This window comes from Mesorhizobium sp. M0761 (genome assembly GCF_040320205.1).
Lineage (GTDB): Bacteria > Pseudomonadota > Alphaproteobacteria > Rhizobiales > Rhizobiaceae > Mesorhizobium.
This window is the reverse complement of the sequence record NZ_JAMYPF010000005.1, coordinates 92,644-114,627: the sequence shown is the minus strand read 5'-3', so window position 1 is coordinate 114,627 and position 21,984 is coordinate 92,644. Positions and strand designations below refer to the sequence as shown.

Sequence of the window (21,984 nt, the reverse complement as noted above, 5' to 3'; positions counted from 1 at the left end):
TACCTCCCCCTTGTGGGGAGGTCGGACCGCAGGTCCGGGTGGGGGGCCTCGCGCCGACCCCAACCCCGCTGCTTCGCAGCGACCCTCCCCACAAGGGGGAGGGTAAGTGCGTCTAGCCCGCAGCCCGTGCCGGCTCATCCTGCTGGAACGCTGCCAGTGCAGCCTTCAGCCCGTCAGGTCCCTCAGCAATCGTCTGCGCCATCGGCGAAAACCCGGCCCCGAGCATCTTGCGGCCCAGCATATGGTCGCCCGGCCTGTTGACGGATTCGATGCCGAGCAGCCGGCTTCCAGCATAGTGGTAGATCGAGAACTTGTTCTCAGCGAGGTCGCCCAGCACGACATGGCTGTCGCCGCCCGAGGTCAGCCCGACCATCTGCAGTTTCATGTCGCCGATGTCAGACCAGAACCACGGCACCGCCGCATACGCGTCCGTATGGCCGGTGATCGTGCGTGCGGCAAGCCGCGCCTGGTCGGTGGCGTTCTGCACCGATTCCAGCCGCACGTCGCCGCCGGTCGACCAGTGGCGGTAGGAAGCGGCGTCGCCGATGGCCAGAATATCAGGCACTGAGGTGCGCATCTGTTGGTCGACGCGGATGCCATTGGCGACAGTCAGTCCGGCAGCCTGCGCAAGTTCGACATTCGGCACGGCGCCGATGCCGACGATGACCATGCGCGCGGGCAGCCTTTCGCCGGTGGAGGTGATGGCAGCGCAGACATGGCCGTTTTCCCCTTCCAGCCCGGCAATGGTGGTGCCGGTGAGGATACGCACGCCGATCGCCTCCAGCCGTTGGCGGACATGGCTCGCCACCACCGGCGCCACGGCGCGGCCAAGCAGCCGGTCGACAGCCTCGACCAGGGTGACGTTGCGGCCGGCGGCCCTCAGCGTTGCCGCGATCTCCAGCCCGATGAAGCCGCCGCCGAGGATGACCACGTCTTCGCTTTGGGCGCTGAGCGCGCGGATCAGCCGCGCATCGGCGATCGAGCGCAGCGACAGCACGCCCGAGAGGTCGGCGCCCGGCAGCGGCAGAAGCCGCGGCCGCGAACCGGTGGCCAGGATGAGCCGGTCGAACGGCAGCACGCCGCCGCCCGCTACCTCCAGCTTGCAGCCTGCCGTATCGAGGCTGTCTATTCGGATGCCCGGCCTGAAGTCGATGGCGCTGCCGGTGTAAAAGGCCTCGCCGCGCAAGGGTTGCGGCTTGGCATCGGCGTCCTTGATGAAGGTCTTCGACAGCGGCGGCTTGTGATAGGGCAGATCGGTTTCGTCGCCGATCAGTATGACAGGCCCGTCATAGCCTTCCTCGCGCAGGCTGGCGGCCGCTTGCACGCCCGCATGACCCGCACCGACAATGACGACCCCGTTCTTCATCGCAACCCGAATTCCTGTTTCAAATCTGGAGCATGATGCCGAAAAGTGTGAAGCGGTTTTCGGACGACATCATGCTTTGATTGTGAGCCGTTCCGCCAGATGGCGATTGTCTGCCGCCGTCGCAAGAGCCCCGGTCCGGGTCGCACCCGGAACGGTCGCTTGTCAATCGCGGCGTCTCTCACCTTGGCTGCTGGCTACGATTTAAAGTTGATAGTGCTAGTTTAGAATAATTCTAAACTGTTGTTTCAATTGAATTTTCTAGGGTTCACCAGTTGACTTGCGGCCTCGCCATCGTTTTATGGAGGCTCGCGCGTCAGCGCATCCCTTTGATGTTTGGGCCTTGAACCCGTTCGATTGGAGGCATTTGGTGTCTTTCTCCCGTGAGCCGCAGAGCGGCGCGGCATCTGTGGTGTCCTACGGCATGCCTATGTCCCGGCACCGTTTGGCACGCGCGCCTTTTACCGAATCCCCTTTGGACTGGAGACTGATGATGACAGCGCGATATGGCGGCAGACTGGCTGCGATCGGTGCCACGGCTATGTTGACGGCGGCGGTTTTCATCCTGCCGGCCAAGGCGGCGGAGATCGATGCCAAGGCGGTCATCAAGACCTATTCCGACATCGCGCTGGCCAAGTACGAGGATTCGCTGACCACGGCGCAGGCGCTCGACAAGGCTGTCGACGCGCTGCTTGCCAACCCGTCGGCGGACACGCTGAATGCCGCCCGCGATGCCTGGAAGGCGTCGCGCGTGCCCTACCAGCAGACCGAGGTCTACCGCTTCGGCAACAAGATCGTCGACGACTGGGAAGGCAAGGTGAACTCCTGGCCGCTCGACGAAGGCCTGATCGACTACGTCGCCAAGAGCTACGGCACCGAGTCCGACGCCAACGCGCTCTACACCGCCAATGTCATCGCCAACAAGGACATCGAGATCGACGGCAAGAAGGTCGACGCCTCGAAGCTTTCGCCGGAGTTCCTCGCCGGCACGCTGCAGGAGGCCGGCGGCATCGAGGCCAATGTCGCCACCGGTTATCACGCCATCGAATTCCTGCTCTGGGGCCAGGATTTGCACGGCACCGGCCCGGGCGCCGGCGAGCGTCCGTTCACCGACTACGACCTCAAGAACTGCACCGGCGGCAATTGCGATCGCCGGGCCGAGTATCTGAAGTCGGCCAGCGATCTTCTGGTCTCCGACCTGCAGGAGATGGTCGGCAACTGGAAGGAAGACGGCGCCGCCCGCAAGAACCTCGTCGATGGCCAGCCGAACACCGCTATCTCGGTGATCTTCAACGGCATGGGCTCGCTGTCCTACGGCGAACTGGCCGGGGAGCGCATGAAACTCGGCCTGCTGCTGCACGATCCCGAAGAGGAGCACGACTGCTTCTCGGATAATACCTACAACTCGCATCTCTATGACGCCATCGGCATCCGCGCCGCCTATCTCGCCAGCTACACGCGCATCGACGGCACCGTCGTTTCAGGCCCGTCGGTGCACGATATGGTCAAGGCGGCCGATCCGGCGATCGACAAGGAACTGTCCGACAAGCTCGATGTCTCGGTCGCCAAGATGGAGGCGATCAAGGCGCGGGAAGTGGCCGGCGAGGCCTACGACCAGCAGATCGCCGAGGGCAACACCGAAGGCAATGCTACCGTGCAGGCGGCAATCGACGCGCTGGTCGACCAGACCAAGTCGATCGAACGCGCCGTCGGCGCGCTGAACCTGAACAACATAGCCTTCGAGGGGTCCGACAGCCTCGACGCACCGGACAAGGTGTTCAAGTAGCACCCCAACCAACTACCAGCCAAACGGCGCGGAGGGGCGCCGTCAGCCAGAGCCAATCCATGCTGATCTGCCATTGCAACATCATCACCGAAAAGGAGATTGAGCAGACGATCGTCGATCTGCTGGATCAGGACCCCTGGCAACTGATCGTGCCGGCGAAGGTCTATCACACGATGCAAAAGCGCGGTCGCTGTTGCGGCTGCTTCCCAAATGTGGTCGAAACGATCATTCGGGTCACCGAAAATTACCACACCCGTTCGGAGGCGAGCGGCGTGGACATCGTTTCACACCTGGATCGCGTCAGAGGCCTGCGCGTCCAATATGGGAGCAGAATCCATGAAAGGCGAACCGCAGATCATCGAGCGGCTTAACGAGGCTCTGTTCCTGGAGCTTGGCGCCGTCAATCAATACTGGGTGCATTTCCGCCTGCTCGAAGATTGGGGATATGCCAAGCTGGCAAAGAAGGAACGCGCCGAATCGATCGAGGAGATGCACCATGCCGACCGGCTGGTGGCCCGTATCATCTTCCTCGAAGGGCATCCCAATTTGCAGTCCGTGGCGCCGTTGCGCATCGGCCAGAACGTCAAGGAAGTGCTCGAATCCGATCTCGCCGGCGAATATGACGCACGCACCGCCTACAAGCGTTCGCGCGAGATCTGCAACGAAGCCGGCGACTACGTGACGATGAAGCTGTTCGAGGAATTGCTGGCGGATGAGGAAGGTCACATCGACTTCCTCGAGACGCAGCTCGACCTCCTTGCCTCGATCGGCGAGGAAAAATACGGCCAGCTCAACGCCGCATCGGCGGACGAGGCGGAATAGGACCATGCAGGAATGCGGCGCCCCATAGATATTCTGCGCCGCTTGCGGCGGGCCGCCGGCCCGCTGCTCCTCAAAAACCCGCGATATCAGGCCTTTCGCGGGCTTTCGGTTGTAACCCTGGCGGCAATTTTGGCCCCGGCCCTGGCCGGATCGTCGGAACCGGTCGGCCTCGCCACGAGCCGCACCGACCTGACGCCGAAGGACCAGGCCCGCGTCCTTGCAGTTACCAGGCCAACCCAGGATTTCTCCAAGCCCGAATCCTTCGAAACGATGCAAGGCGGCGCCGGCACGTCGCGCAAGCAGGTCGACCGCGACGCCTTCTCGCAACCCTCTGAAAACATTACCTTCGAGGAACAGGGCAATTTCAAGCTCGGCAATGCGCTTTTCCGCAAGAACTGGGTGTCGTCGCCATCCTCGACCCAGGCCTCGGACGGTCTCGGACCCCTGTTCAACGAGCGCGCCTGCCAGAATTGCCATTTGAAGGATGGCCGCGGCCGCCCGCCGGCCGCCGACAGCCGCACCACGTCGATGTTCCTGCGGCTAGCGCGCGATGCGAGCACGGCCGAGGAAAAGACCGAGATCGCCGCGCACAAGGTGCTGAACTTCCCCGATCCGGTCTACGGCGCGCAGTTGCAGGGACTGGCGGTGCCCGGCCTCAAGGGCGAAGGCCGCATGTATGTCGACTATCGCGAGGAAAAGGTCACGCTCGGCGACGGCAGCCTGGTTTGGCTGCGCAAGCCGAGCTATTCGGTCGACGGGCTTGGCTACGGCCCGCTTGACCCGCGCACCACGCTGTCGCCGCGCCTGACGCCGCCAATGATCGGCCTTGGCCTGATCGAGCAGATCGCGCCGGCCGACCTCCTTGCCCATGCCGATCCCGACGACCGCGACGGCATTTCCGGCAAGCCCAACATGGTGCGTGACCTCAGCAGTGGGCAACTGACGCTTGGCCGCTTCGGTTGGAAGGCCCAGACCGCGTCGATCCGCCAGCAGGCGGCGGACGCCTTTGCCGGCGATATCGGCATTTCGACGCCGGAAGAGCCCAGCCACTGGGGCGATTGCACCGCAGCCGAAGAGGCCTGCTTAGCCATGCCCAATGGCGTGCAGAAGCGGCTCGGCCCGGTCGAGGCGCCACCACCGGTGATGGACCTCGTCACCTTCTATTCACAGAACCTTGCGGTGCCGGCGCGGCGCGATGTCGGCGCACCCGCCGTGCTCGCCGGCAAGAAGCTGTTCTACGAGATGGGCTGCATTGCCTGCCATACGCCGAAATTCGTCACCATGCGCGGGAACAAGGCGCAGGCGTTCCAACTGATCTGGCCCTATTCCGACTTTCTGCTGCACGACATGGGGCCTGGCCTTGCCGACGGCCAGGCGGTGGGCGATGCCACGGGCAGTGAATGGCGCACCCCGCCGCTATGGGGCATCGGCCTGACAAAGACCGTCAACGGCAACGCTTTCTTCCTGCATGACGGGCGTGCGCGCACGCTTACCGAAGCGATCCTGTGGCATGGCGGCGAGGGGCAGAAGGCGCGCGATCGCTTTGCCGCCGCCAATACGGCCGACCGCGATGCTCTCATCAAATTCCTGGAGTCATTCTGATGCTCAAGCGGGTTTTGCCTGTTCTCCTCCTCCCATTGGCTCTGTTCGGTGCGTCCCCGGCATCGGCCTCGGTGAAAGCCTCCGACGTGATCCAAAGAGCGATCGACGGCTTTGTCCGCCCCGCCTATGCCAGCCTGCATGGCCATGCCGGCACCTTGGCGAAGGCCATGGACGCGCTCTGCCAGGCGCCGTCGCAGGGCAACCTCGATGCCGCGCATGCCGGATTCTCGGCCACGGTCGCAGCTTGGTCGTCGGCTGAAATCATCGGCTTCGGGCCAATCAAGGAGAACAACCGGCTGGAGCGCATGCTCTACTGGCCGGACCGAAAGAGCATCGGCCTGAAGCAGGTGCAGGCGGCGCTGGCCGGCAAGGATCCGACCGCCACCGATCCGGCGCAGCTGGCGGGCAAGAGTGTCGCGATGCAGGGATTAGGGGCGCTTGAGTTCGTGCTTTACGGCGACGGCGCCGAGACGCTCGTCGGCAAGGACGAGCCCTATCGCTGCGCCTATGGCGCGGCAGTCGCCAAGAACATCGAGACCATGGCGGCCGATGTCGACGCGGCCTGGAAAAAACCGGACGGTTTTGCAGCCTCGTGGGCTAATCCCGGACCCGACAATGCGCTTTACCGCGACGGCACCGAAGCGGTGACCGAACTGGTCGGCGTCTTCATCAACGAGCTGGAAATGGTCCGCGACGTGCGCCTCAAAGGTTTTTTCGGCGCCAAGCCGGAGGCTGACAAGCCAAGGCAGGCGATCTACTGGCGGTCGCAAAACACCGGCCTGTCATTAGCCGGCAACCTCTCCGGCATTGATGCGCTGTTCCAGGCCTCGAAGCTCGGCGACGCGCTGCCCGAGGATAGCAGATGGATGGCGGAATCCATCCATATCCAGCTCATCAATGGCGTTGCCACTGCCAAATCCATCCAGGGTCCGATCGACAAGACGCTGGCCGATCCCGCGGAGCGCGGAAAACTCGAGCATTTCGCGCTGATCACCTCCAGCCTGTCGGGCCTGATCGGAACCAGGCTGACCGCCGAGTTCGGCCTGACCGCCGGCTTCTCCTCGCTCGACGGAGACTGATCATGAGGACGCCGCTGATCGACCGCCGCGATTTTCTCAGGGCTGCCGGCGCCGGCTTCGTCGCGTCAATGGCGCCGCGGGCCTGGGCGGACACGCTTGCCGCCGATGCCGTCTTTGCCACCGCCTTCGGCAAGCGCGACGGCAGCTTTGGCGCCGCTGTGTTGTCGGAAGCCGGAAAAGTATTGCATGCGATCGACCTGCCCGACCGTGGCCACGACGTCACCTTCGATCCGGCCTCAAAGCGCTCCGTGGTCTTCGCCCGGCAACCCGGCACCTTCGCCGTGGTCTTCGACCATGCCGGCCGCGAGCCGCCGCTGACCATCGCCAGCATCACCGGTCGGCATTTCTTCGGCCACGGTGTGTTTTCCACCGACGGCGCGCTGCTTTACGCCACCGAAAACAATTTCGACAATGCCGCCGGCGTCGTCGGGATCTACGACGCACGGGCCAAGTTCAGCCGCATCGGCGAGTTTCCGACCTATGGCATGGGGCCGCATGAGCTCTTGCTGCTCGGAGACGGCCGGACGATCGCCATCGCCAATGGCGGCATCGAGACCCATCCCGACTATGGCCGCGCCGAGCTCAACATCGCCACCATGAAGCCGTCCTATGTGCTGGTCGATCGCACAACCGGCGATCTCATCGAAAAGCACGAACTGCCGCCGGCTCTGCACCAGCTGTCGATTCGCCACATGGATGCCGACCCCACAGGCACCATCTGGTTCGGCTGCCAGTACCGCGGGCCGGGCACCGAGCGGCCACCGCTGGTCGGCCGCGCCACGCGCGGCAAGGGGCTGCAGCTGCTCGACATGCCGCAGGACGTGCTATCCGGCTTCCGGAATTACATCGGCTCGGTCGCCGCCAACCCGATTGCCGGCACGGTCGCGGTGTCTTCGCCGGAAGGCAATTCGCTGGCCGTCATCGACGCCGCCAGCGGCAAGATCGTCGCCACCAAGGCGCTGGTCGAGGTCTGCGGCCTGGCGCCCGACGGCCCGGGCTTCATGGCAACCACGGGTGCTGGCGAAATCATCGAAGGCAGCGGCGCGACGCGCTCCGAGCCCGACTATGTCTGGGACAACCACATGCTGCGCATCGCGCCGGCGGCGTAAGCCGTCCGGCCTGCACCGAAGCGAAGCCACTTAACAATTTACGCGCTGGCTCTTGCGGCGGCGCGCCGTGGCGGGCAGAGGGAGACTGTTTTTCGAACCGGTCGCTCATGAAACTGCTCGCCATCGACTGTGCCGCCAATCTCTGCGCCGCTTGCGTCTATGACGCATCGGGCGGCAGAGAACTTGGCCGCTCGGTACTCGATCTCGGCAAAGGCCATGCCGAACACCTGATGGCTGTCATTGACGAAGCGCTGAAAGCGGACGGCACCGATTATGCCGGCCTTGGCGCCGTTGCGGTTTCCATCGGTCCGGGTTCCTTCACCGGCCTGCGGGTGGGCGTCTCGGCGGCGCGCGGCCTGGCGCTGGCGCTGAAGATCCCGGCGATCGGGGTAACGACACTGGAGGCGCTGGCGGCCGAGGCGAGGGCGGCATTTCCCGGCCGCCCGGTCCTGGCCGCTCTCGATGCCGGCCGCGAGGAAATCCATGCCGCGCTTTACGATGCGGAAGCGATTTTGCGCTATGGTCCGGCGGTGACCACACTTGCGCAAGCCGCGGGAATGGCGGCGGACAATCGTCCGGTGCTTGCCGGCACGGCCGCCGTGCAGATCGCAGCCGCGGCCGGTCGCGATTTCGATATCGGCCCGACGGCTGCCACCGCCGACATTGCCGTCTACGCCCGGCTCGCCGCTGCAAAAGGCGAGGGCGACAAGCCGAAGCCACTCTATCTGCGCGGCGCCGATGCCAAGGCGCAGGCCGGGTTCATCCTGTTGAGGCAGGAAAAGTGATGCGCATCCCTTTCCTCCAGCCGCGCCGCAGGGACTATGCGCTCGAGCCGCTGACCATCGCCGACAGCCCGGCAGCGTCGGTGCTGCACCGCGAGGATTTCGTCCGGCCCTGGACCGATGGCGAGTTCGCCGCGTTGCTCGAACAGGAAACCGTGTTCGGCTATGCCGCGCGCGAAATCGGCCAGGGCGCCAAGCCGCCGGTCGGCTTCGTGCTGGCCAGGCTTGCAGCCGGCGAGGGCGAGATTCTGACCGTGGCGGTGGCGCGCTCGCATCGCCGCCAGGGGCTCGGCTGGCAATTGATGGACGCCGTACTGCGCGAATTGCATGCGCAGCGCGCCGAGGCGCTGTTCCTTGAGGTCGACGAGACCAATGTCGCTGCCATCGCCCTCTACCGGCGGCTGGGCTTCCGCCAGGTCGGGCACCGCGCCAATTATTACCGCTCGACCGAACATGGTCCTACCGGCGCGCTTGTCATGCGCCGCGATCTTCGCTAGCCAAAGTTTTGGGGCAGGGCCAAGCTGCATGATCGGAAAAATCAGGATTTTCCTGGCGCTGAGCCTCGTTGTCATCGGTTCGCTGGTCCTTGTGCCTTTGCAGCTGCTGTCGATGAAGACTGGAATCTGGCGCGAGACGGTCATTCTGAAGGCCTGGCACAGCCTCATCGTCCGGACGCTCGGCCTGCGCATCCATGTCAAAGGTGCGCTGTCCAGCCAGCGCCCGCTGCTGGTCGCCTCGAACCATATCTCCTGGACCGACATCATGGTGCTGGGCTCCTTTGCCGATGTGACCTTCATCGCTCGGGCGGACATGGAGGGATGGCCGCTGATCGGCTGGCTGTCGAAATTGCAGCGTACGGTCTTCATCGAACGCGAGCGTAAGCGGACAGCTGGCGACCAGGCCAGCGAGATCGCCAGCCGCATGGCCAAGGGCGACGCTATGGTGCTATTTGCCGAGGGCTCTACCGGCGACGGCAACACCATCCTGCCGTTCAAGAGCACCTTGTTCGGCGCCGCCTCGATGGCGATTTCGGAAGGCGCGGCCGAGCAGGTCTTCATCCAGCCGCTGGCGATTGCCTACACGCGGGTGCACGGCGTGCCTCTCGGCCGTCGCCACCGGCCGCTCGCTGCCTGGATCGGCGATCAGGACCTGATGCCGCATCTCAAGGTGCTGATGGCCGAAGGCGCCATTGACGTCGAGGTGCATTTCGGCGAGCCCATCGCCTTTTCCAAGGGCTCGAACCGCAAGGAAACGTCGAGGATGATGGAAAGCAAGGTGCGCGCCATGATGCAGGCCGCGCTCGCCGATCCCCGACCGAGCCGCTAGCGCAGGCCGAGCGCCTACAGGCCGATGCCCGAGAATCGTCTGTTTTTTGTCACGGAAAGGCGTTAGAAGCCGCCGGATGGATTTGAACACGATAGAGCGGAACGAAACCGACAGCGCCTCGCAAAGCGCTGCTGCGGCGTCCGCCCCGGCCAAAAAGGTCTTCGTCAAGACCTATGGCTGCCAGATGAATGTCTATGACTCACAGCGCATGACCGATGCGCTGGCCGCCGACGGCTACACCGCGACCGATGTCATCGCCGACGCCGACCTGGTGCTGCTCAACACCTGCCATATCAGGGAGAAGGCGGCGGAAAAGGTCTATTCTGAGCTCGGCCGCATCCGCGACATGAAGGCTGAACGCGCAGCAGTTGGGCGCGAAATGCTGATCGGCGTCGCCGGTTGCGTCGCGCAGGCCGAAGGCCCGGAAATCATCCGCCGTTCGCCTGCTGTCGATCTGGTCATCGGCCCGCAGACCTATCACCGGCTGCCCGATGTGCTGGCCCGGGTGCGTGGCGGCGAAAAGATCGTCGAGACCGAATACGCCATCGAGGACAAGTTCGAGCATCTGCCGCAGCCGAAGCGTGCCGAAATGATCAAGCGCGGCGTCACCGCCTTCCTCACGGTACAGGAAGGCTGCGACAAATTCTGCACCTTCTGCGTCGTGCCCTATACCAGGGGCTCGGAAGTGTCGCGGCCGGTGGCGCAGATCGTCGCCGAAGCCGAGCGGCTGGCCGATGCCGGTGTGCGCGAGGTGACGCTGCTGGGGCAGAACGTCAATGCATGGCACGGCAAGGGTGAGGATGGCATGGAATGGGGGCTTGGTCGCCTGCTGTTCCGGCTGGCCGAAATTCCTGGCCTGGCGCGGCTGCGCTACACCACCAGCCATCCGCGCGACATGGACGACGAATTGATCGCTGCCCATCGCGATCTCCCGGCTTTGATGCCTTATCTGCACCTGCCGGTGCAATCCGGGTCAGACCGCATCCTCAAGGCGATGAACCGCAGGCACACGGCCAAGGACTATCTGGCGCTGCTCGAGCGCATCCGCGCTGCGCGCGGCGACATCGCGCTGTCCGGTGACTTCATCGTCGGCTTCCCCGGCGAAACCGAGGCGGATTTCGAGGCGACGATGGGTCTGGTGCGCCAGGTGAACTACGCCTCGGCCTTCTCGTTCAAATATTCGCCGCGTCCCGGCACGCCGGGCGCCGATATGCCCGATCACGTGCCGGAAGCGGTCAAGGATGAACGTTTGCAACAGCTGCAGGCATTGTTGCTCAAGCAGCAGCAGGATTTCGGCCTGGGCCTGGTCGGCAGCACCATCGACACGCTGATCGAGAAGCCCGGCCGTCAGGCCGGCCAGAAGGTCGGCCGCTCGCCCTGGCTGCAGCCGGTTATTGTTGATGAAAAGGCCGGCGAAATCGGTGACATTATCCGGGTGCGAATCACGAAGACGGGCTACAATAGCCTGTTCGCCGAGTTGGCTTGATGGCCTCGGCAGATGAGGAGAGACGGTTGAGCGCTGCTGAAGTGAAGACTCTGCCCCAGAACCAGACATCCGGGGCCTCTGACATGGCGCACATCGTTCTGACTTTCGACAACAACAAGCTTGCCAGCGCCCTGTACGGCCAGTTCGACGAGAATTTGGCCCGGCTTGAGCAGAAGCTCGGCGTCGACATCCGCTCGCGCGGCAACCAGTTGACCATCAAGGGCTCGGCCTCGGCGGCCGAACAGGCGCGCCGCGCACTCGACAATCTCTACGGCATTCTCCAGAAGGGCACCGACATTGGCCAGTCCGACGTCGATGGCGCCGTGCGCATGGCGATTGCCGCCGACGACCAGCTGACGCTGCCGACGCTTGAACGCAAGGGCAAGGTTTCGGCCGCCCAGATCTCCACCCGCAAGAAGACGATCTATGCCCGTTCGCTCAACCAGGACGCCTATATGCGGGCACTGGAGCGTTCGGAACTTGTCTTCGGCATTGGCCCGGCCGGCACCGGCAAGACCTATCTGGCGGTGGCGCATGCGGCGATGCTGCTCGAACGCGGCATGGTCGAGCGCATCATCCTGTCACGGCCGGCGGTCGAGGCCGGCGAGCGGCTGGGTTTTCTGCCCGGCGATATGAAGGAAAAGGTCGATCCGTACCTGCGGCCCCTCTATGACGCGCTTTACGACATGATGCCGGCCGACAAGGTCGAGCGCGCCATTGCCGCCGAGGTCATCGAGATCGCGCCGCTGGCCTTCATGCGCGGCCGCACGCTGGCGCATGCCGCCGTCATCCTCGACGAGGCGCAGAACACCACGCCGATGCAGATGAAGATGTTTTTGACCCGCCTCGGCGAGAATTCGCGCATGATCGTCACCGGCGATCCGACGCAGATCGATCTGCCTCCAAGCACCAAGTCGGGCCTCGTCGAAGCCTTGCGTGTCCTTGACGGCGTGGCGGGCGCGGTAACCGTGCGCTTCAACGATGTCGACGTTGTGCGCCACCCGCTGGTGGCCGAAATCGTCAGGGCCTATGACCGCGACGCCAAGCTGGCGCGCGGCCTCGGCGCCGAGAGCTGATGTGACGATGCGGGCTCATGCCTGAAGACATAAGACCTGGCGGCGGGGATAGTTCGGTTCCCGTCGAGATCGATATGTCGGTCGAGGCCGGCGACTGGCCCGATGAGGCGGCGCTGACGCGTCTGGTCGATCGCGCCGTGTCGGCTGCCTTTGCCGAAACCGCTGCTGCCGGTCCTTCCGAACTCAGCATCGTCTTTTCCGACGATGCCCATATCCGTACCCTCAATGCCGGCTGGCGCGGCAAGGACAAGGCGACCAACGTCTTGTCTTTCCCGGCTTTTCCGTTCCCCAGGGGTGGCAAGCTGCCGCCGATGCTGGGTGACATCGTGCTCGCCGCCGAGACGGTGGCGCGCGAAGCAGCCCTGGAAGACAAGCCCTTCGAGAACCATATCACCCATCTCGTCATCCACGGCCTGCTGCATTTACTGGGCTACGATCACGAGACCGATGCAGAGGCCGAGGAGATGGAAGCCATCGAGCGCTCAACGCTCGCAAGGCTTGCCATTCCCGATCCCTACACGTAATGACAAAAGACCAATTGACCGGACGACGATGAACGACAAACCAGAAACTGCCGCCCGCCCCGAGGCTGGCAGTGCGACAAAGCCTTCCGATACGACGGAAGAGGGATCGAGTCCGAGTCCCAGTTCCGGCAGCCCCGCTTCTGGTAGTATTGCCAGCGAGCCATCGCCTGCCGGTCCGTCCTTGTTCGACCGCGTCTTGGGCCTTTTCAGGCAGCGGAACGGCACCAGCCTGCGCGAGGAAATCGCCGGCGCGCTTGCCGAAACGACCAGCGATGCCGGGTCTTTCTCGCCCGGCGAACGCGCCATGCTCAACAACATATTGCGCCTGCGCGAGGTACGCGTCGAGGACGTCATGGTGCCGCGCGCCGATATTGAGGCCGTCGAGATCACCACGACGTTGGGCGATCTCCTCGGTCTGTTCGAGCAGTCCGGCCATTCCCGCATGCCGGTCTATTCCGAGACGCTCGACGATCCGCGCGGCATGGTTCACATCCGCGACGTGCTGGCCCACATCACCAAGGTCGCCCGGGTCAAGAAGGGCAGAACATCCAGGAAGACGCCGGCAACGACGCTTCTCGACCTCGCCCAGGTCGATCTCGGCCGCACCATCGGCGACCTCAATCTGATCCGCCCGGTGCTGTTCGTGCCGCCCTCGATGCTTGCCTCCGACCTGATGGGCCATATGCAGACGACGCGAACCCAGATGGCGCTGGTCATCGACGAATATGGCGGCACCGATGGTCTCGCCTCGCTGGAAGACATCGTCGAGATGGTCGTCGGCGATATCGAGGACGAGCATGACGAGGACGAGCCGCTGATCACCCAGACCGGCGAGGGCGTGTTCGTCGTCGACGGCAAGGCCGAGATCGACGAGGTCGCCAAGATGATCGGCGAGGACTTTACCGCCGGTGAGCATGGTGAATATGTCGACACGATCGGCGGCATGATTTTCAACACGCTCGGTCGCGTGCCCGCGCGTGGTGAGGTTGTGCAAGCCATTCCCGGCTTCGAATTCCACGTGCTCGACGCCGATCCGCGCCGCGTCAAGCGGGTGCGCATCGTCCAGAACCAGAAGGGCGAGCGTCGCCGCCGCGTGACCGCCCCCCGCACCGAGCAGGCCTAGGACAGAACGTTGCCCGGCCGATGACGATCGACGATCCCTTCAAGCACTCAACCTTTGGCTCGGGTGTCTTCTACAAGGACCCGCGAGCCGCATTGAAATGGCTCGAAACGGCCTTCGGCTTCGAGCCGAGCATGGTGGTCAGCGATGCCGACGGACGGCTGGTCCATGCCGAAATGCGCTTTGGCGACGGCTACATCATCGTCGATTCCGAATGGGCCGATCATATTGCCAGTCCGGTAAGCGTCGGCGGCAAGAACACTCAGTCGGTCTGTGTGCGTCTGAAAGACGGCCTGGACGTGCATTGTGAGCGGGCAATGGCGGCTGGAGCCCAAATCGTCGAGGAGCCTGCCGACCATTTCTACGGCGAACGGCAGTATCGGGCGCGCGACCCCGAAAGCCATGTCTGGACCTTCACCCAGACCGTGCGCACCGTGCCGCGCGAGGAGGCCGAGCACCTGAGCGGGCTCACCATCGAGGGATGGCACCGATAGCGCAGCGATCGGCCGGTTCGCGTTTCAATAAATCTGATAAATCTTGGCTCCTGATTCGCGCGACTTGGGAAGTCTGTATGGAGCGCCTTGCCGGCCGGATAATTCTGCTTTGGGGCTGGCGACGCGCGCTGGTGGCGTTTCTTGCCGGGGCGCTGGCGGTGCTCGCCCAGGCGCCTTACGATTTCTTCGCCGTCTGTTTCGTCTCGTTTCCACTGCTGGTCTGGCTGCTCGACGGCGCCACCGGCGAGGCTTCCGACGGCTGGCTCAGGCGCCTGCGGCCGACTTTTGCCATCGGCTGGTGGTTCGGTTTCGGCTATTTCCTCGCCGGCCTGTGGTGGATCGGCGAGGCGCTTCTGGTCGAGGCCGACAGTTTCGCCTGGGCCTTACCCTTCGCGGTCGTCGGCATTCCTTTGGCGCTGGCATTTTTCTACGGCTTCGCCGCCGTCGTCGCGCGGCTGTTATGGACCAACGATATTGGCCGCGTTGCCGCCCTTGCCTTTGCTTTTGGCCTGACGGAATGGCTGCGCGGCTTCCTGTTCACCGGCTTTCCCTGGAATGCCGTCGGCTATGCGGCGATGCCCGTGCCGCTGTTGATGCAAAGCGTGTCGGTGACCGGCATGGTCGGCATGAACGCGCTGGCGGTCTTTGTCTTCGCCATGCCGGCCTTGCTTGCAGCACGCCGGCATGTCCGTCTCGGTGTGGTCCTGCTTGCCATTCTCGTCGCCGCCCATGCTGGCTTCGGCTATTTCAGGCTCGCGACCCCCGACAAGCCGACAACCCGCACTCTCGATGTCCGTATCGTGCAACCGGATGTCGACCTCAGCGAAAAATGGGACGCCTCGGTGCGCGACCGCATCTTCGCCACGATGATGGGCCTGTCGGCCGCAGCGCCCGATCCCGGCCATAACAAACCGCAGTTGATCCTGTGGCCGGAGACCTCGGTACCCTTCCTGTTCACCGAGCGTCCGGACGCGCTGACCGCGGTCGGCGACATGCTGCAGCCTGGTCAGATGCTGATTGCCGGCGTCGTGCGCGAGGAGCGCGGATCCGGGGCGGATGCCGACAGCCGCTACTACAATTCGGTGGTGGCGATCGATGACAAGGGCGAAATCGCTGATGCCGTCGACAAGGTCCATCTGGTCCCGTTCGGCGAGTATCTGCCGTTTTCCGGTCTGCTCAGCCGCTTCGGCATCGGACAGCTCGTCGCCGGGCCGATGAATTTCGCCGCCGGCAACGAGCGCCATCCGATCGCTTTGCCCGGCGGCATCAGCGCCTTGCCGTTTATTTGCTACGAGGTGATCTTTCCTGATCTTGTGGCTGTTGACGCAACGTCATCCCAGCTTATTGTGAACGTCACCAACGACGCATGGTTCGGCGACACGCCCGGGCCGTACCAGCATTTCAGGCAGGCTCAGATTCGCGCGGTGGAAAACGGATTGCCGTTGTTGCGCGCCGCCAACAACGGCATTTCCGCCGTTGTCGATACGCGGGGACGCATCGTCGACGCATTGGCGGTCGATGCACGTGGCGCCATCGACGTGCGGGTGCCGATCTCCGGCCAAGCCTTCATCTCCGCCGCGGGGCGGCGCATTAACGGAATGCTGATCATGTTGGTGTTTGCCGCAATCGCCCTCAGCTTGAACGTAAGGCAACGGCTACGGGTGAATTGACAGTCGACACATTAGAAACTCATACTGTTACCGCCTAATTTTCTCGAAGTCGGTTGGTGTTTCTGTTGGGGCAGTTGGCTCCGGCTTCGTTTGGGCGAGAAAAATAGAAAAGGCCGGAAAAATTCGGCGAGGAAAAAATGACAGAAGAAAACAAGAAGAAACCGAATCCGATCGACATCCATGTCGGAAGTCGCGTCCGCCTTCGGCGCAATATGCTTGGAATGAGCCAGGAAAAGCTTGGTGAAAATCTCGGTATTACGTTTCAGCAGATCCAAAAATATGAAAAAGGAACGAACCGCGTCGGCGCCAGCCGTCTGCAGGCAATAGCCTCGATACTCAGCGTGCCTGTCGCCTTCTTTTTCGAGGATGCGCCAGGGCAGGAGCCGGTGGGTAATAGAGGATTTGCCGAGGACACTTCGATGGCTTTCGCCGTCGAATTCTGCGGCAGTCCGGAAGGGCTTCAGCTCAACCGCGCGTTCGTCAAGATCGCGGATGTAAAGGTGCGCCGCCGGATTATCGACCTTGTGAAGTCCCTTTCTGCCGAAGATGCCGAGTGATTCGGTGGGTCGATTGACCCATTGGCCCCAGTAATCCCCTGGGCCCGAGTAGCCCAGAGGCTCGACTGCCGGCGGCGCCAAGCCGCCGGTGGTACAAGATATATTGCTGCGACACTCATGCCAGAACCGCGGCACCGCTTGACGAGCGGCGCCCGGCACCGTTAACACGTGGCGCGCCAAAATCGGCAGCCCTGCCGATCGTTTTTTCAAGAGGGGACACCCGTGACGCGGCAGAACTACTTCTTCACCTCGGAATCCGTGGCCGAGGGTCATCCGGATAAAGTCTGTGACCGCATCTCGGACGAGATCGTCGATCTGGTCTATCGCGAGGCCAAGAAGACCGGCATGGACCCGTGGAAAGTCCGCGTCGCCTGCGAGACGCTCGCCACCACCAACCGCGTCGTCATCGCCGGCGAAGTAAGGGTTCCCGATACTCTGCTGAAGCGGGACAAAGCCGGCAACATCCTCAAGGACGCCGCCGGGCATTCGGTCGTCAACCCGGCCAAGTTCAAGTCGGTCGCCCGCAAGGCGATCCGCGAAATCGGCTACGAGCAGGCCGGCTTCCACTGGAAGACGGCAAAGATCGAGGTTCTGCTGCACGGCCAGTCGCCCGACATCGGCCAGGGCGTCGACAGCGCCGCCGACCGCCAGGGCGAAGAGGGTGCCGGCGACCAGGGCATCATGTTCGGCTATGCCTGCCGCGAGACCCCGGATCTGATGCCGGCGCCGATCTATTACAGCCACAAGATTCTCGAACTGCTCGCCGCTGCCCGTCACGAAAACAACGGCGAAGCCGGCAAGCTCGGACCCGACGCCAAGAGCCAGGTCACCGTTCGCTATGTCGATGGCAAAGCCGCCGAAGCGACGCAGATCGTGCTGTCGACGCAGCATCTCGACGCGACCTGGGATTCCAAGAAGGTCCGCAAGGTCGTTGAGCCTTACATCCGTGAGGCGCTCGGCGACCTCAAGATCGCCGACGATTGCATGTGGTACATCAACCCGACGGGCAAGTTCGTCATCGGTGGACCGGACGGCGACGCCGGCCTGACCGGCCGCAAGATCATCGTCGACACCTACGGTGGTGCTGCCCCGCACGGCGGCGGCGCCTTCTCCGGCAAGGACACCACCAAGGTCGACCGCTCTGCCGCCTATGCGGCGCGCTATCTCGCCAAAAATGTAGTGGCGGCCAAGCTCGCCGACCGCTGCACCATCCAGCTGTCCTACGCCATCGGCGTTGCCCAGCCGCTGTCGGTCTATGTCGACCTGCACGGCACCGGCAAGGTCGACGAGGCCAAGCTCGAGGAAGCGCTGCGCACGGTGATGGATTTGTCGCCATCCGGCATCCGCAGGCATCTCGACCTCAACAAGCCGATCTACGCAAAGACCTCGTCCTACGGCCATTTCGGCCGCAAGGCCGGCCGAGACGGGTCCTTCTCCTGGGAAAAGACCGATCTGGCCAAGGCGCTCAAGGACGCGATCGCTGCTTAGGCATGATTCCAAAAAGTGGGTACCGGTTTTTTGGAAAAGATCATGCTCCAACAAAGGATTAGATTGAGATGAGATTTCAGCCAAATCTCATCTCAATCCCAAATCTCATCTCAATCTAAGCGCGGCGCGCGACCAGGCCATGGATCCACAGGACAGGCGGAGCCGGGCGACCGAAGGGTTCTTCGGCCGCCGGCACGGCAAGACCATTCGCCCGCAGCAGGCGGCGGCGCTGGAAAGCGGTCTTGGGGCCTATGGCCTCGACCTCTCCGTCCAGGCACCGGCAGAATTGCGCGCGCTATTCTCAGCGGATGTTTCAACGGTTCGGCTGGAAATCGGCTTCGGCGGCGGTGAGCATCTGCTGCACCGTGCCACGGAGGCACCGGCGACCGGCTTCATCGGTGTCGAGCCGTTCGTCAACGGCATGGCCAAGCTGATGATGGCGGTGCGGGAAAAGCCGCTTGCCAATCTTCGCGTTTATGACGACGACGCCACGCGCCTGCTCGATTGGTTGCCGCAGGCGTCGCTCGACGGCATCGATCTGCTCTACCCCGATCCCTGGCCGAAGAAAAAGCACTGGAAGCGGCGTTTTGTCAGCCCGCTCAACCTCGATCGGTTCGCGCGCGTGCTGAAGCCGGGCGGAAAATTCCGCTTCGCATCCGACATCGACACCTATGTGAACTGGACCTTGTTGCACTGTCGGGCGCATGGCGGGCTCCTCTGGCAGGTGCAAGATGGGGCCGACTGGCATCGGCCCTATGAAGGCTGGCCGGGCACACGCTACGAGGCAAAAGCCATTCGCGAGGGCCGACGGCCGGCCTATCTCACCTTCATCAGAAAATAGTTCGATGCGGGAAAGTGTCCCGCATCGACAGCCGGTCTGGCTTCAGAAACGGCCGATCTTGCCGAAAGCGGTCGGGTCCATGCCGAGCCGGCGCAGATCGTTGGCGCGCGGCTTGCGGCCGGCTTCGACGGCCCGCGAGGCGGCAACGGCGCTGCCGAACAGGGCAAAGGCGTCGCCTATGGCGGAAAACACGGTACGGTTGCTCATTGTCTTGACCTTTCGCGCGCCACCGCGCGCTCATCTTTGATTTGTGCAGTGCAACATAGATAGGGATGTGAAATCCGGGATCACAGGGCCGTTACCGCATAGCCGGCATGCGCCGCGCGCAATCCTGCCAGCCGTCCCCGGCTGCACTCTGCCCGGCCCGTCAACAGACTTGAAACACCGGCCGGGATCGTCTATATCAGCCTCAAATTCTTGGTCGGTATGACGAAGAGTGGGTCCACCCGGTCCCGCTCTTTTTTATTACCTGCCGGTCAGCCATCAGCAAAGAGATGGTTCGGGACGACGATCATCCTGATCCAGAGAACGACAGGAACCGCATGACTGCAACGGCAAGCGAAGCCGACGACCGCATCATCCGCGAAAGCGGTATCGATGCGCGCATCGCGCTGATCGTTCAGCCGGTGTTGCGAGGCATTGGCTTCCGCCTCGTGCGGGTGCATCTGTCGGGCCAGAACGGCCTGACGCTGCAGATCATGGCCGAACGCGAGGACGGCACCATGACCGTCGAGGATTGCGAAGAGGTCAGCCGCGCTGTGTCGCCGGCGCTCGACGTCGATGACCCGATCGACAAGGCCTATCATCTCGAAGTGTCGTCGCCGGGCATCGACCGGCCGCTGGTACGCAAGTCGGATTTCGTCACCTGGACCGGCCATCTGGTGAAGATGGAAACCTCGGTGCCGGTCGCCGACCGCAAGCGCTTCAAGGGCAAGATCGCCGAAGCCGGCGAAGACGACATGCTGCTCGAGCGCGACAAGGCCGCCTACGGCGAAGAGCCGACGGTTCGCATTCCTTATGACGCGATCGCCGATGTGCGGCTGATCCTCACCGACGACCTTATTCGCGATGCCCTTTCGAAGGACAACCGGGAACGCAAGGAAGCCAAGAAACGCCGCGGCGAAGCTGATGATGCACCCGAAGGTGCTGAAGGCGGCGCGGAAGACGAAATCGAACAGGAACTATGATGAGCGGCCGGGCCTAAAAGCTCGGCAACAAGCTCGGGAGAAATAAGATGGTTGTAAGCGCCAACAGACTTGAACTGCTGCAGATCGCCGACGCGGTGGCGCGTGAAAAGTCGATCGACAAGTCGATCGTCATTGCCGCCATGGCTGATGCGATCCAGAAGGCCGCGCGCTCGCGCTACGGCCAGGAAACCAACATCCGCGCCGACATCAACGCCAACACCGGCGAGATGAAGCTGCAGCGGCTGATGGAAGTGGTCGAGAAGGTCGACGACTACGCCACCCAGATCGCCATTTCCTCGGCCCGCGAGCGCAATCCGGACGCCCAGCTTGGCGACTTCATCGCCGAACAGCTGCCGCCAATGGATTTCGGCCGCATCGCCGCCCAGTCAGCCAAGCAGGTCATCGTGCAGAAAGTGCGCGAGGCCGAGCGCGACCGCCAGTATGACGAATACAAGGACCGCATCGGCGAGATCGTCAACGGCACCGTCAAGCGCGTCGAATATGGCAACGTCATCGTCGATCTCGGCCGTGGCGAGGCGATTATCCGCCGCGACGAGCTGATCCCGCGTGAAAACTACAAGTACGGCGACCGCGTCCGCGCCTATGTCTACGACGTGCGCCGCGAACAGCGCGGCCCGCAGATATTCCTGTCGCGCACCCATCCGCAGTTCATGGCCAAGCTCTTCACCATGGAAGTGCCGGAAATCTATGACGGCATCATCGAGATCAAGTCGGTCGCCCGCGACCCAGGCTCGCGCGCTAAGATCGCCGTCATTTCGCGTGACTCGTCGATCGATCCGGTCGGCGCCTGCGTCGGTATGCGCGGCAGCCGCGTCCAGGCCGTGGTCGGCGAATTGCAGGGCGAAAAGATCGACATCATTCCGTGGTCGCCTTCGGCCGCCTCCTTCATCGTCAACGCGCTGCAGCCGGCGGAAGTCGCCAAGGTGGTGCTCGACGAGGATGCCGAGCGCATCGAAGTGGTGGTTCCCGACGACCAGCTGTCGCTGGCCATCGGCCGTCGCGGCCAGAACGTGCGTCTTGCCTCGCAGCTCACCGGCTGGGACATCGACATCCTGACCGAGGCCGAGGAGTCTGAGCGCCGCCAGAAGGAATTCGTCGAACGCTCGTCGCTGTTCATGGAAGCCCTTGATGTCGACGAGATGGTCGGCCAGGTGTTGGCCTCCGAAGGCTTCACCAGCGTCGAGGAAGTTGCCTACGTCGATTCGGGCGAGATCGCCTCGATCGACGGTTTCGACGAAGACACCGCTTCGGAGATCCAGACCCGCGCCCGCGAATATCTGGAGAAGATCGAAGCCGAGCATGACGACAAGCGCAAGGCGCTGGGCGTCACCGACGAACTGCGCGAGATCCCTGGGGTCACCACCGCCATGATGGTGACGCTCGGCGAGGATGGCGTGAAGACGATCGAGGATTTCGCCGGCTATGCCGCCGACGACCTGACCGGCTGGAAGGAACGCAAGGACGGCGAGACCAAGGTATTCCCGGGTGTGCTCGCCAATCACGGCGTGTCGCGCGCCGACGCCGAGCAGATGGTTCTGGCAGCCCGCCTCAAGGCCGGCTGGATCACCGAAGACGAGCTTGCAGCCGAACAGGTCCCGGCTGACGAAGCCGTTGGTGCGTGAGGTGAAACCGCATCGCACACAACCCGCCC

22 protein-coding genes are annotated in these 21,984 nt (G+C 63.4%); 20 read left to right on the top strand and 2 right to left on the bottom strand.

The annotated features are described in order from the left end of the window. Positions 1-112 precede the first annotated feature (112 nt). On the bottom strand, positions 113-1,366 hold the full coding sequence (locus tag NKI32_RS10310; protein ID WP_352669993.1) for an NAD(P)/FAD-dependent oxidoreductase: 1,254 nt from the start codon (positions 1,364-1,366) through the stop codon (positions 113-115). Between the two features lie 490 nt (positions 1,367-1,856). Here NKI32_RS10310 and NKI32_RS10305 point away from each other — a divergent pair, with 490 nt between their 5' ends. The 18 genes from NKI32_RS10305 to trmB all read left to right on the top strand — a co-directional run bounded on the left by NKI32_RS10305 (position 1,857) and on the right by trmB (position 19,125). Continuing rightward, positions 1,857-3,149 carry an imelysin family protein gene (locus NKI32_RS10305; RefSeq protein ID WP_353002655.1) on the top strand — a complete coding sequence of 431 codons (1,293 nt, stop codon included), beginning with the start codon at positions 1,857-1,859 and terminating at the stop codon, positions 3,147-3,149. A gap of 59 nt (positions 3,150-3,208) precedes the next feature. Next, on the top strand, positions 3,209-3,520 hold the full coding sequence (locus NKI32_RS10300) for a (2Fe-2S)-binding protein (RefSeq protein WP_023669536.1): 312 nt from the start codon (positions 3,209-3,211) through the stop codon (positions 3,518-3,520). Further along, on the top strand, positions 3,486-3,971 hold the full coding sequence (gene bfr, locus NKI32_RS10295; RefSeq protein WP_023669537.1) for a bacterioferritin: 486 nt from the start codon (positions 3,486-3,488) through the stop codon (positions 3,969-3,971). Before NKI32_RS10300 ends, bfr begins: the two co-directional genes overlap by 35 nt. A gap of 12 nt (positions 3,972-3,983) precedes the next feature. After that, on the top strand, positions 3,984-5,573 hold the full coding sequence (locus NKI32_RS10290) for a di-heme oxidoreductase family protein (protein WP_352790452.1): 1,590 nt from the start codon (positions 3,984-3,986) through the stop codon (positions 5,571-5,573). Further along, positions 5,573-6,652: an imelysin family protein gene (locus tag NKI32_RS10285; RefSeq protein ID WP_023692589.1), complete on the top strand. Its 1,080-nt coding sequence runs from the start codon at positions 5,573-5,575 to the stop codon at positions 6,650-6,652. Before NKI32_RS10290 ends, NKI32_RS10285 begins: the two co-directional genes overlap by 1 nt. Before the next feature lie 2 nt (positions 6,653-6,654). Continuing rightward, a complete protein-coding gene (locus NKI32_RS10280; RefSeq protein ID WP_023692588.1) occupies positions 6,655-7,761 on the top strand; it encodes a DUF1513 domain-containing protein in 1,107 nt (368 codons plus the stop codon). Between the two features lie 107 nt (positions 7,762-7,868). Continuing rightward, complete coding sequence (tsaB, locus tag NKI32_RS10275; RefSeq protein WP_023669541.1) at positions 7,869-8,546, top strand: tRNA (adenosine(37)-N6)-threonylcarbamoyltransferase complex dimerization subunit type 1 TsaB; 678 nt, start codon at positions 7,869-7,871, stop codon at positions 8,544-8,546. Further along, complete coding sequence (gene rimI / locus NKI32_RS10270) at positions 8,546-9,040, top strand: ribosomal protein S18-alanine N-acetyltransferase (protein ID WP_023669542.1); 495 nt, start codon at positions 8,546-8,548, stop codon at positions 9,038-9,040. The genes tsaB and rimI overlap by 1 nt, the downstream gene beginning before the upstream one ends. Positions 9,041-9,068: 28 nt before the next feature. Then, positions 9,069-9,869: a lyso-ornithine lipid O-acyltransferase gene (gene olsA, locus NKI32_RS10265; RefSeq protein ID WP_023669543.1), complete on the top strand. Its 801-nt coding sequence runs from the start codon at positions 9,069-9,071 to the stop codon at positions 9,867-9,869. 76 nt (positions 9,870-9,945) lie between these two features. After that, complete coding sequence (gene miaB, locus NKI32_RS10260) at positions 9,946-11,355, top strand: tRNA (N6-isopentenyl adenosine(37)-C2)-methylthiotransferase MiaB (RefSeq protein WP_023669544.1); 1,410 nt, start codon at positions 9,946-9,948, stop codon at positions 11,353-11,355. 83 nt (positions 11,356-11,438) lie between these two features. Then, on the top strand, positions 11,439-12,431 hold the full coding sequence (locus tag NKI32_RS10255; protein WP_027049340.1) for a PhoH family protein: 993 nt from the start codon (positions 11,439-11,441) through the stop codon (positions 12,429-12,431). A gap of 17 nt (positions 12,432-12,448) precedes the next feature. After that, positions 12,449-12,955 (top strand): rRNA maturation RNase YbeY, encoded by a 507-nt coding sequence (ybeY, locus tag NKI32_RS10250; RefSeq protein WP_023703484.1) that lies wholly within the window; start codon positions 12,449-12,451, stop codon positions 12,953-12,955. A gap of 28 nt (positions 12,956-12,983) precedes the next feature. After that, a complete protein-coding gene (locus tag NKI32_RS10245; RefSeq protein WP_023682011.1) occupies positions 12,984-14,078 on the top strand; it encodes a hemolysin family protein in 1,095 nt (364 codons plus the stop codon). Positions 14,079-14,098: 20 nt separating this feature from the next. Continuing rightward, positions 14,099-14,569 (top strand): VOC family protein, encoded by a 471-nt coding sequence (locus NKI32_RS10240; RefSeq protein WP_023751931.1) that lies wholly within the window; start codon positions 14,099-14,101, stop codon positions 14,567-14,569. A 77-nt stretch (positions 14,570-14,646) separates the two neighbouring features. Further along, the gene (gene lnt / locus NKI32_RS10235) at positions 14,647-16,239 is read left to right on the top strand and encodes an apolipoprotein N-acyltransferase (protein ID WP_023669549.1); all 1,593 of its coding nucleotides are present in this window, start codon (positions 14,647-14,649) and stop codon (positions 16,237-16,239) included. 137 nt (positions 16,240-16,376) lie between these two features. Then, complete coding sequence (locus NKI32_RS10230; protein ID WP_023669550.1) at positions 16,377-16,796, top strand: helix-turn-helix domain-containing protein; 420 nt, start codon at positions 16,377-16,379, stop codon at positions 16,794-16,796. A gap of 222 nt (positions 16,797-17,018) precedes the next feature. After that, positions 17,019-18,284 carry a methionine adenosyltransferase gene (metK, locus tag NKI32_RS10225; protein ID WP_023826825.1) on the top strand — a complete coding sequence of 422 codons (1,266 nt, stop codon included), beginning with the start codon at positions 17,019-17,021 and terminating at the stop codon, positions 18,282-18,284. 139 nt (positions 18,285-18,423) lie between these two features. Next, a complete protein-coding gene (trmB, locus tag NKI32_RS10220; protein ID WP_023699459.1) occupies positions 18,424-19,125 on the top strand; it encodes a tRNA (guanine(46)-N(7))-methyltransferase TrmB in 702 nt (233 codons plus the stop codon). A 42-nt stretch (positions 19,126-19,167) separates the two neighbouring features. Here the strand turns inward: trmB and NKI32_RS10215 are convergent, their stop codons facing one another. After that, positions 19,168-19,332, bottom strand: a complete 165-nt coding sequence (locus NKI32_RS10215) for a hypothetical protein (RefSeq protein ID WP_023669553.1) — start codon at positions 19,330-19,332, stop codon at positions 19,168-19,170. Positions 19,333-19,667: 335 nt separating this feature from the next. On the opposite strand from NKI32_RS10215, the gene rimP reads away from it, so the two are divergent. Further along, the gene (rimP, locus tag NKI32_RS10210) at positions 19,668-20,312 is read left to right on the top strand and encodes a ribosome maturation factor RimP (protein WP_353002566.1); all 645 of its coding nucleotides are present in this window, start codon (positions 19,668-19,670) and stop codon (positions 20,310-20,312) included. Positions 20,313-20,359: 47 nt separating this feature from the next. After that, complete coding sequence (gene nusA / locus NKI32_RS10205) at positions 20,360-21,955, top strand: transcription termination factor NusA (protein WP_023669555.1); 1,596 nt, start codon at positions 20,360-20,362, stop codon at positions 21,953-21,955. The last annotated feature ends 29 nt before the right edge of the window (positions 21,956-21,984 follow it).

Excerpts from the sequence above, each read along its gene's own strand:
- NKI32_RS10240 (WP_023751931.1), top strand. The coding sequence starts at position 14,099 with ATGACGATCGACGATCCCTTCAAGCACTCAACCTTTGGCTCGGGTGTC.
- trmB (WP_023699459.1), top strand. The coding sequence starts at position 18,424 with ATGGATCCACAGGACAGGCGGAGCCGGGCGACCGAAGGGTTCTTCGGC.
- olsA (WP_023669543.1), top strand. The coding sequence starts at position 9,069 with ATGATCGGAAAAATCAGGATTTTCCTGGCGCTGAGCCTCGTTGTCATC.
- bfr (WP_023669537.1), top strand. The coding sequence starts at position 3,486 with ATGAAAGGCGAACCGCAGATCATCGAGCGGCTTAACGAGGCTCTGTTC.
- NKI32_RS10245 (WP_023682011.1), top strand. The coding sequence starts at position 12,984 with ATGAACGACAAACCAGAAACTGCCGCCCGCCCCGAGGCTGGCAGTGCG.
- NKI32_RS10285 (WP_023692589.1), top strand. The coding sequence starts at position 5,573 with ATGCTCAAGCGGGTTTTGCCTGTTCTCCTCCTCCCATTGGCTCTGTTC.
- NKI32_RS10290 (WP_352790452.1), top strand. The coding sequence starts at position 3,984 with ATGCGGCGCCCCATAGATATTCTGCGCCGCTTGCGGCGGGCCGCCGGC.
- NKI32_RS10310 (WP_352669993.1), bottom strand. The coding sequence starts at position 1,366 with ATGAAGAACGGGGTCGTCATTGTCGGTGCGGGTCATGCGGGCGTGCAA.
- rimP (WP_353002566.1), top strand. The coding sequence starts at position 19,668 with ATGACTGCAACGGCAAGCGAAGCCGACGACCGCATCATCCGCGAAAGC.
- NKI32_RS10255 (WP_027049340.1), top strand. The coding sequence starts at position 11,439 with ATGGCGCACATCGTTCTGACTTTCGACAACAACAAGCTTGCCAGCGCC.
- NKI32_RS10300 (WP_023669536.1), top strand. The coding sequence starts at position 3,209 with ATGCTGATCTGCCATTGCAACATCATCACCGAAAAGGAGATTGAGCAG.
- NKI32_RS10215 (WP_023669553.1), bottom strand. The coding sequence starts at position 19,332 with ATGAGCAACCGTACCGTGTTTTCCGCCATAGGCGACGCCTTTGCCCTG.
- miaB (WP_023669544.1), top strand. The coding sequence starts at position 9,946 with ATGGATTTGAACACGATAGAGCGGAACGAAACCGACAGCGCCTCGCAA.
- NKI32_RS10280 (WP_023692588.1), top strand. The coding sequence starts at position 6,655 with ATGAGGACGCCGCTGATCGACCGCCGCGATTTTCTCAGGGCTGCCGGC.
- tsaB (WP_023669541.1), top strand. The coding sequence starts at position 7,869 with ATGAAACTGCTCGCCATCGACTGTGCCGCCAATCTCTGCGCCGCTTGC.
- rimI (WP_023669542.1), top strand. The coding sequence starts at position 8,546 with ATGCGCATCCCTTTCCTCCAGCCGCGCCGCAGGGACTATGCGCTCGAG.
- NKI32_RS10305 (WP_353002655.1), top strand. The coding sequence starts at position 1,857 with ATGACAGCGCGATATGGCGGCAGACTGGCTGCGATCGGTGCCACGGCT.
- NKI32_RS10230 (WP_023669550.1), top strand. The coding sequence starts at position 16,377 with ATGACAGAAGAAAACAAGAAGAAACCGAATCCGATCGACATCCATGTC.
- ybeY (WP_023703484.1), top strand. The coding sequence starts at position 12,449 with ATGCCTGAAGACATAAGACCTGGCGGCGGGGATAGTTCGGTTCCCGTC.
- nusA (WP_023669555.1), top strand. The coding sequence starts at position 20,360 with ATGGTTGTAAGCGCCAACAGACTTGAACTGCTGCAGATCGCCGACGCG.
- lnt (WP_023669549.1), top strand. The coding sequence starts at position 14,647 with ATGGAGCGCCTTGCCGGCCGGATAATTCTGCTTTGGGGCTGGCGACGC.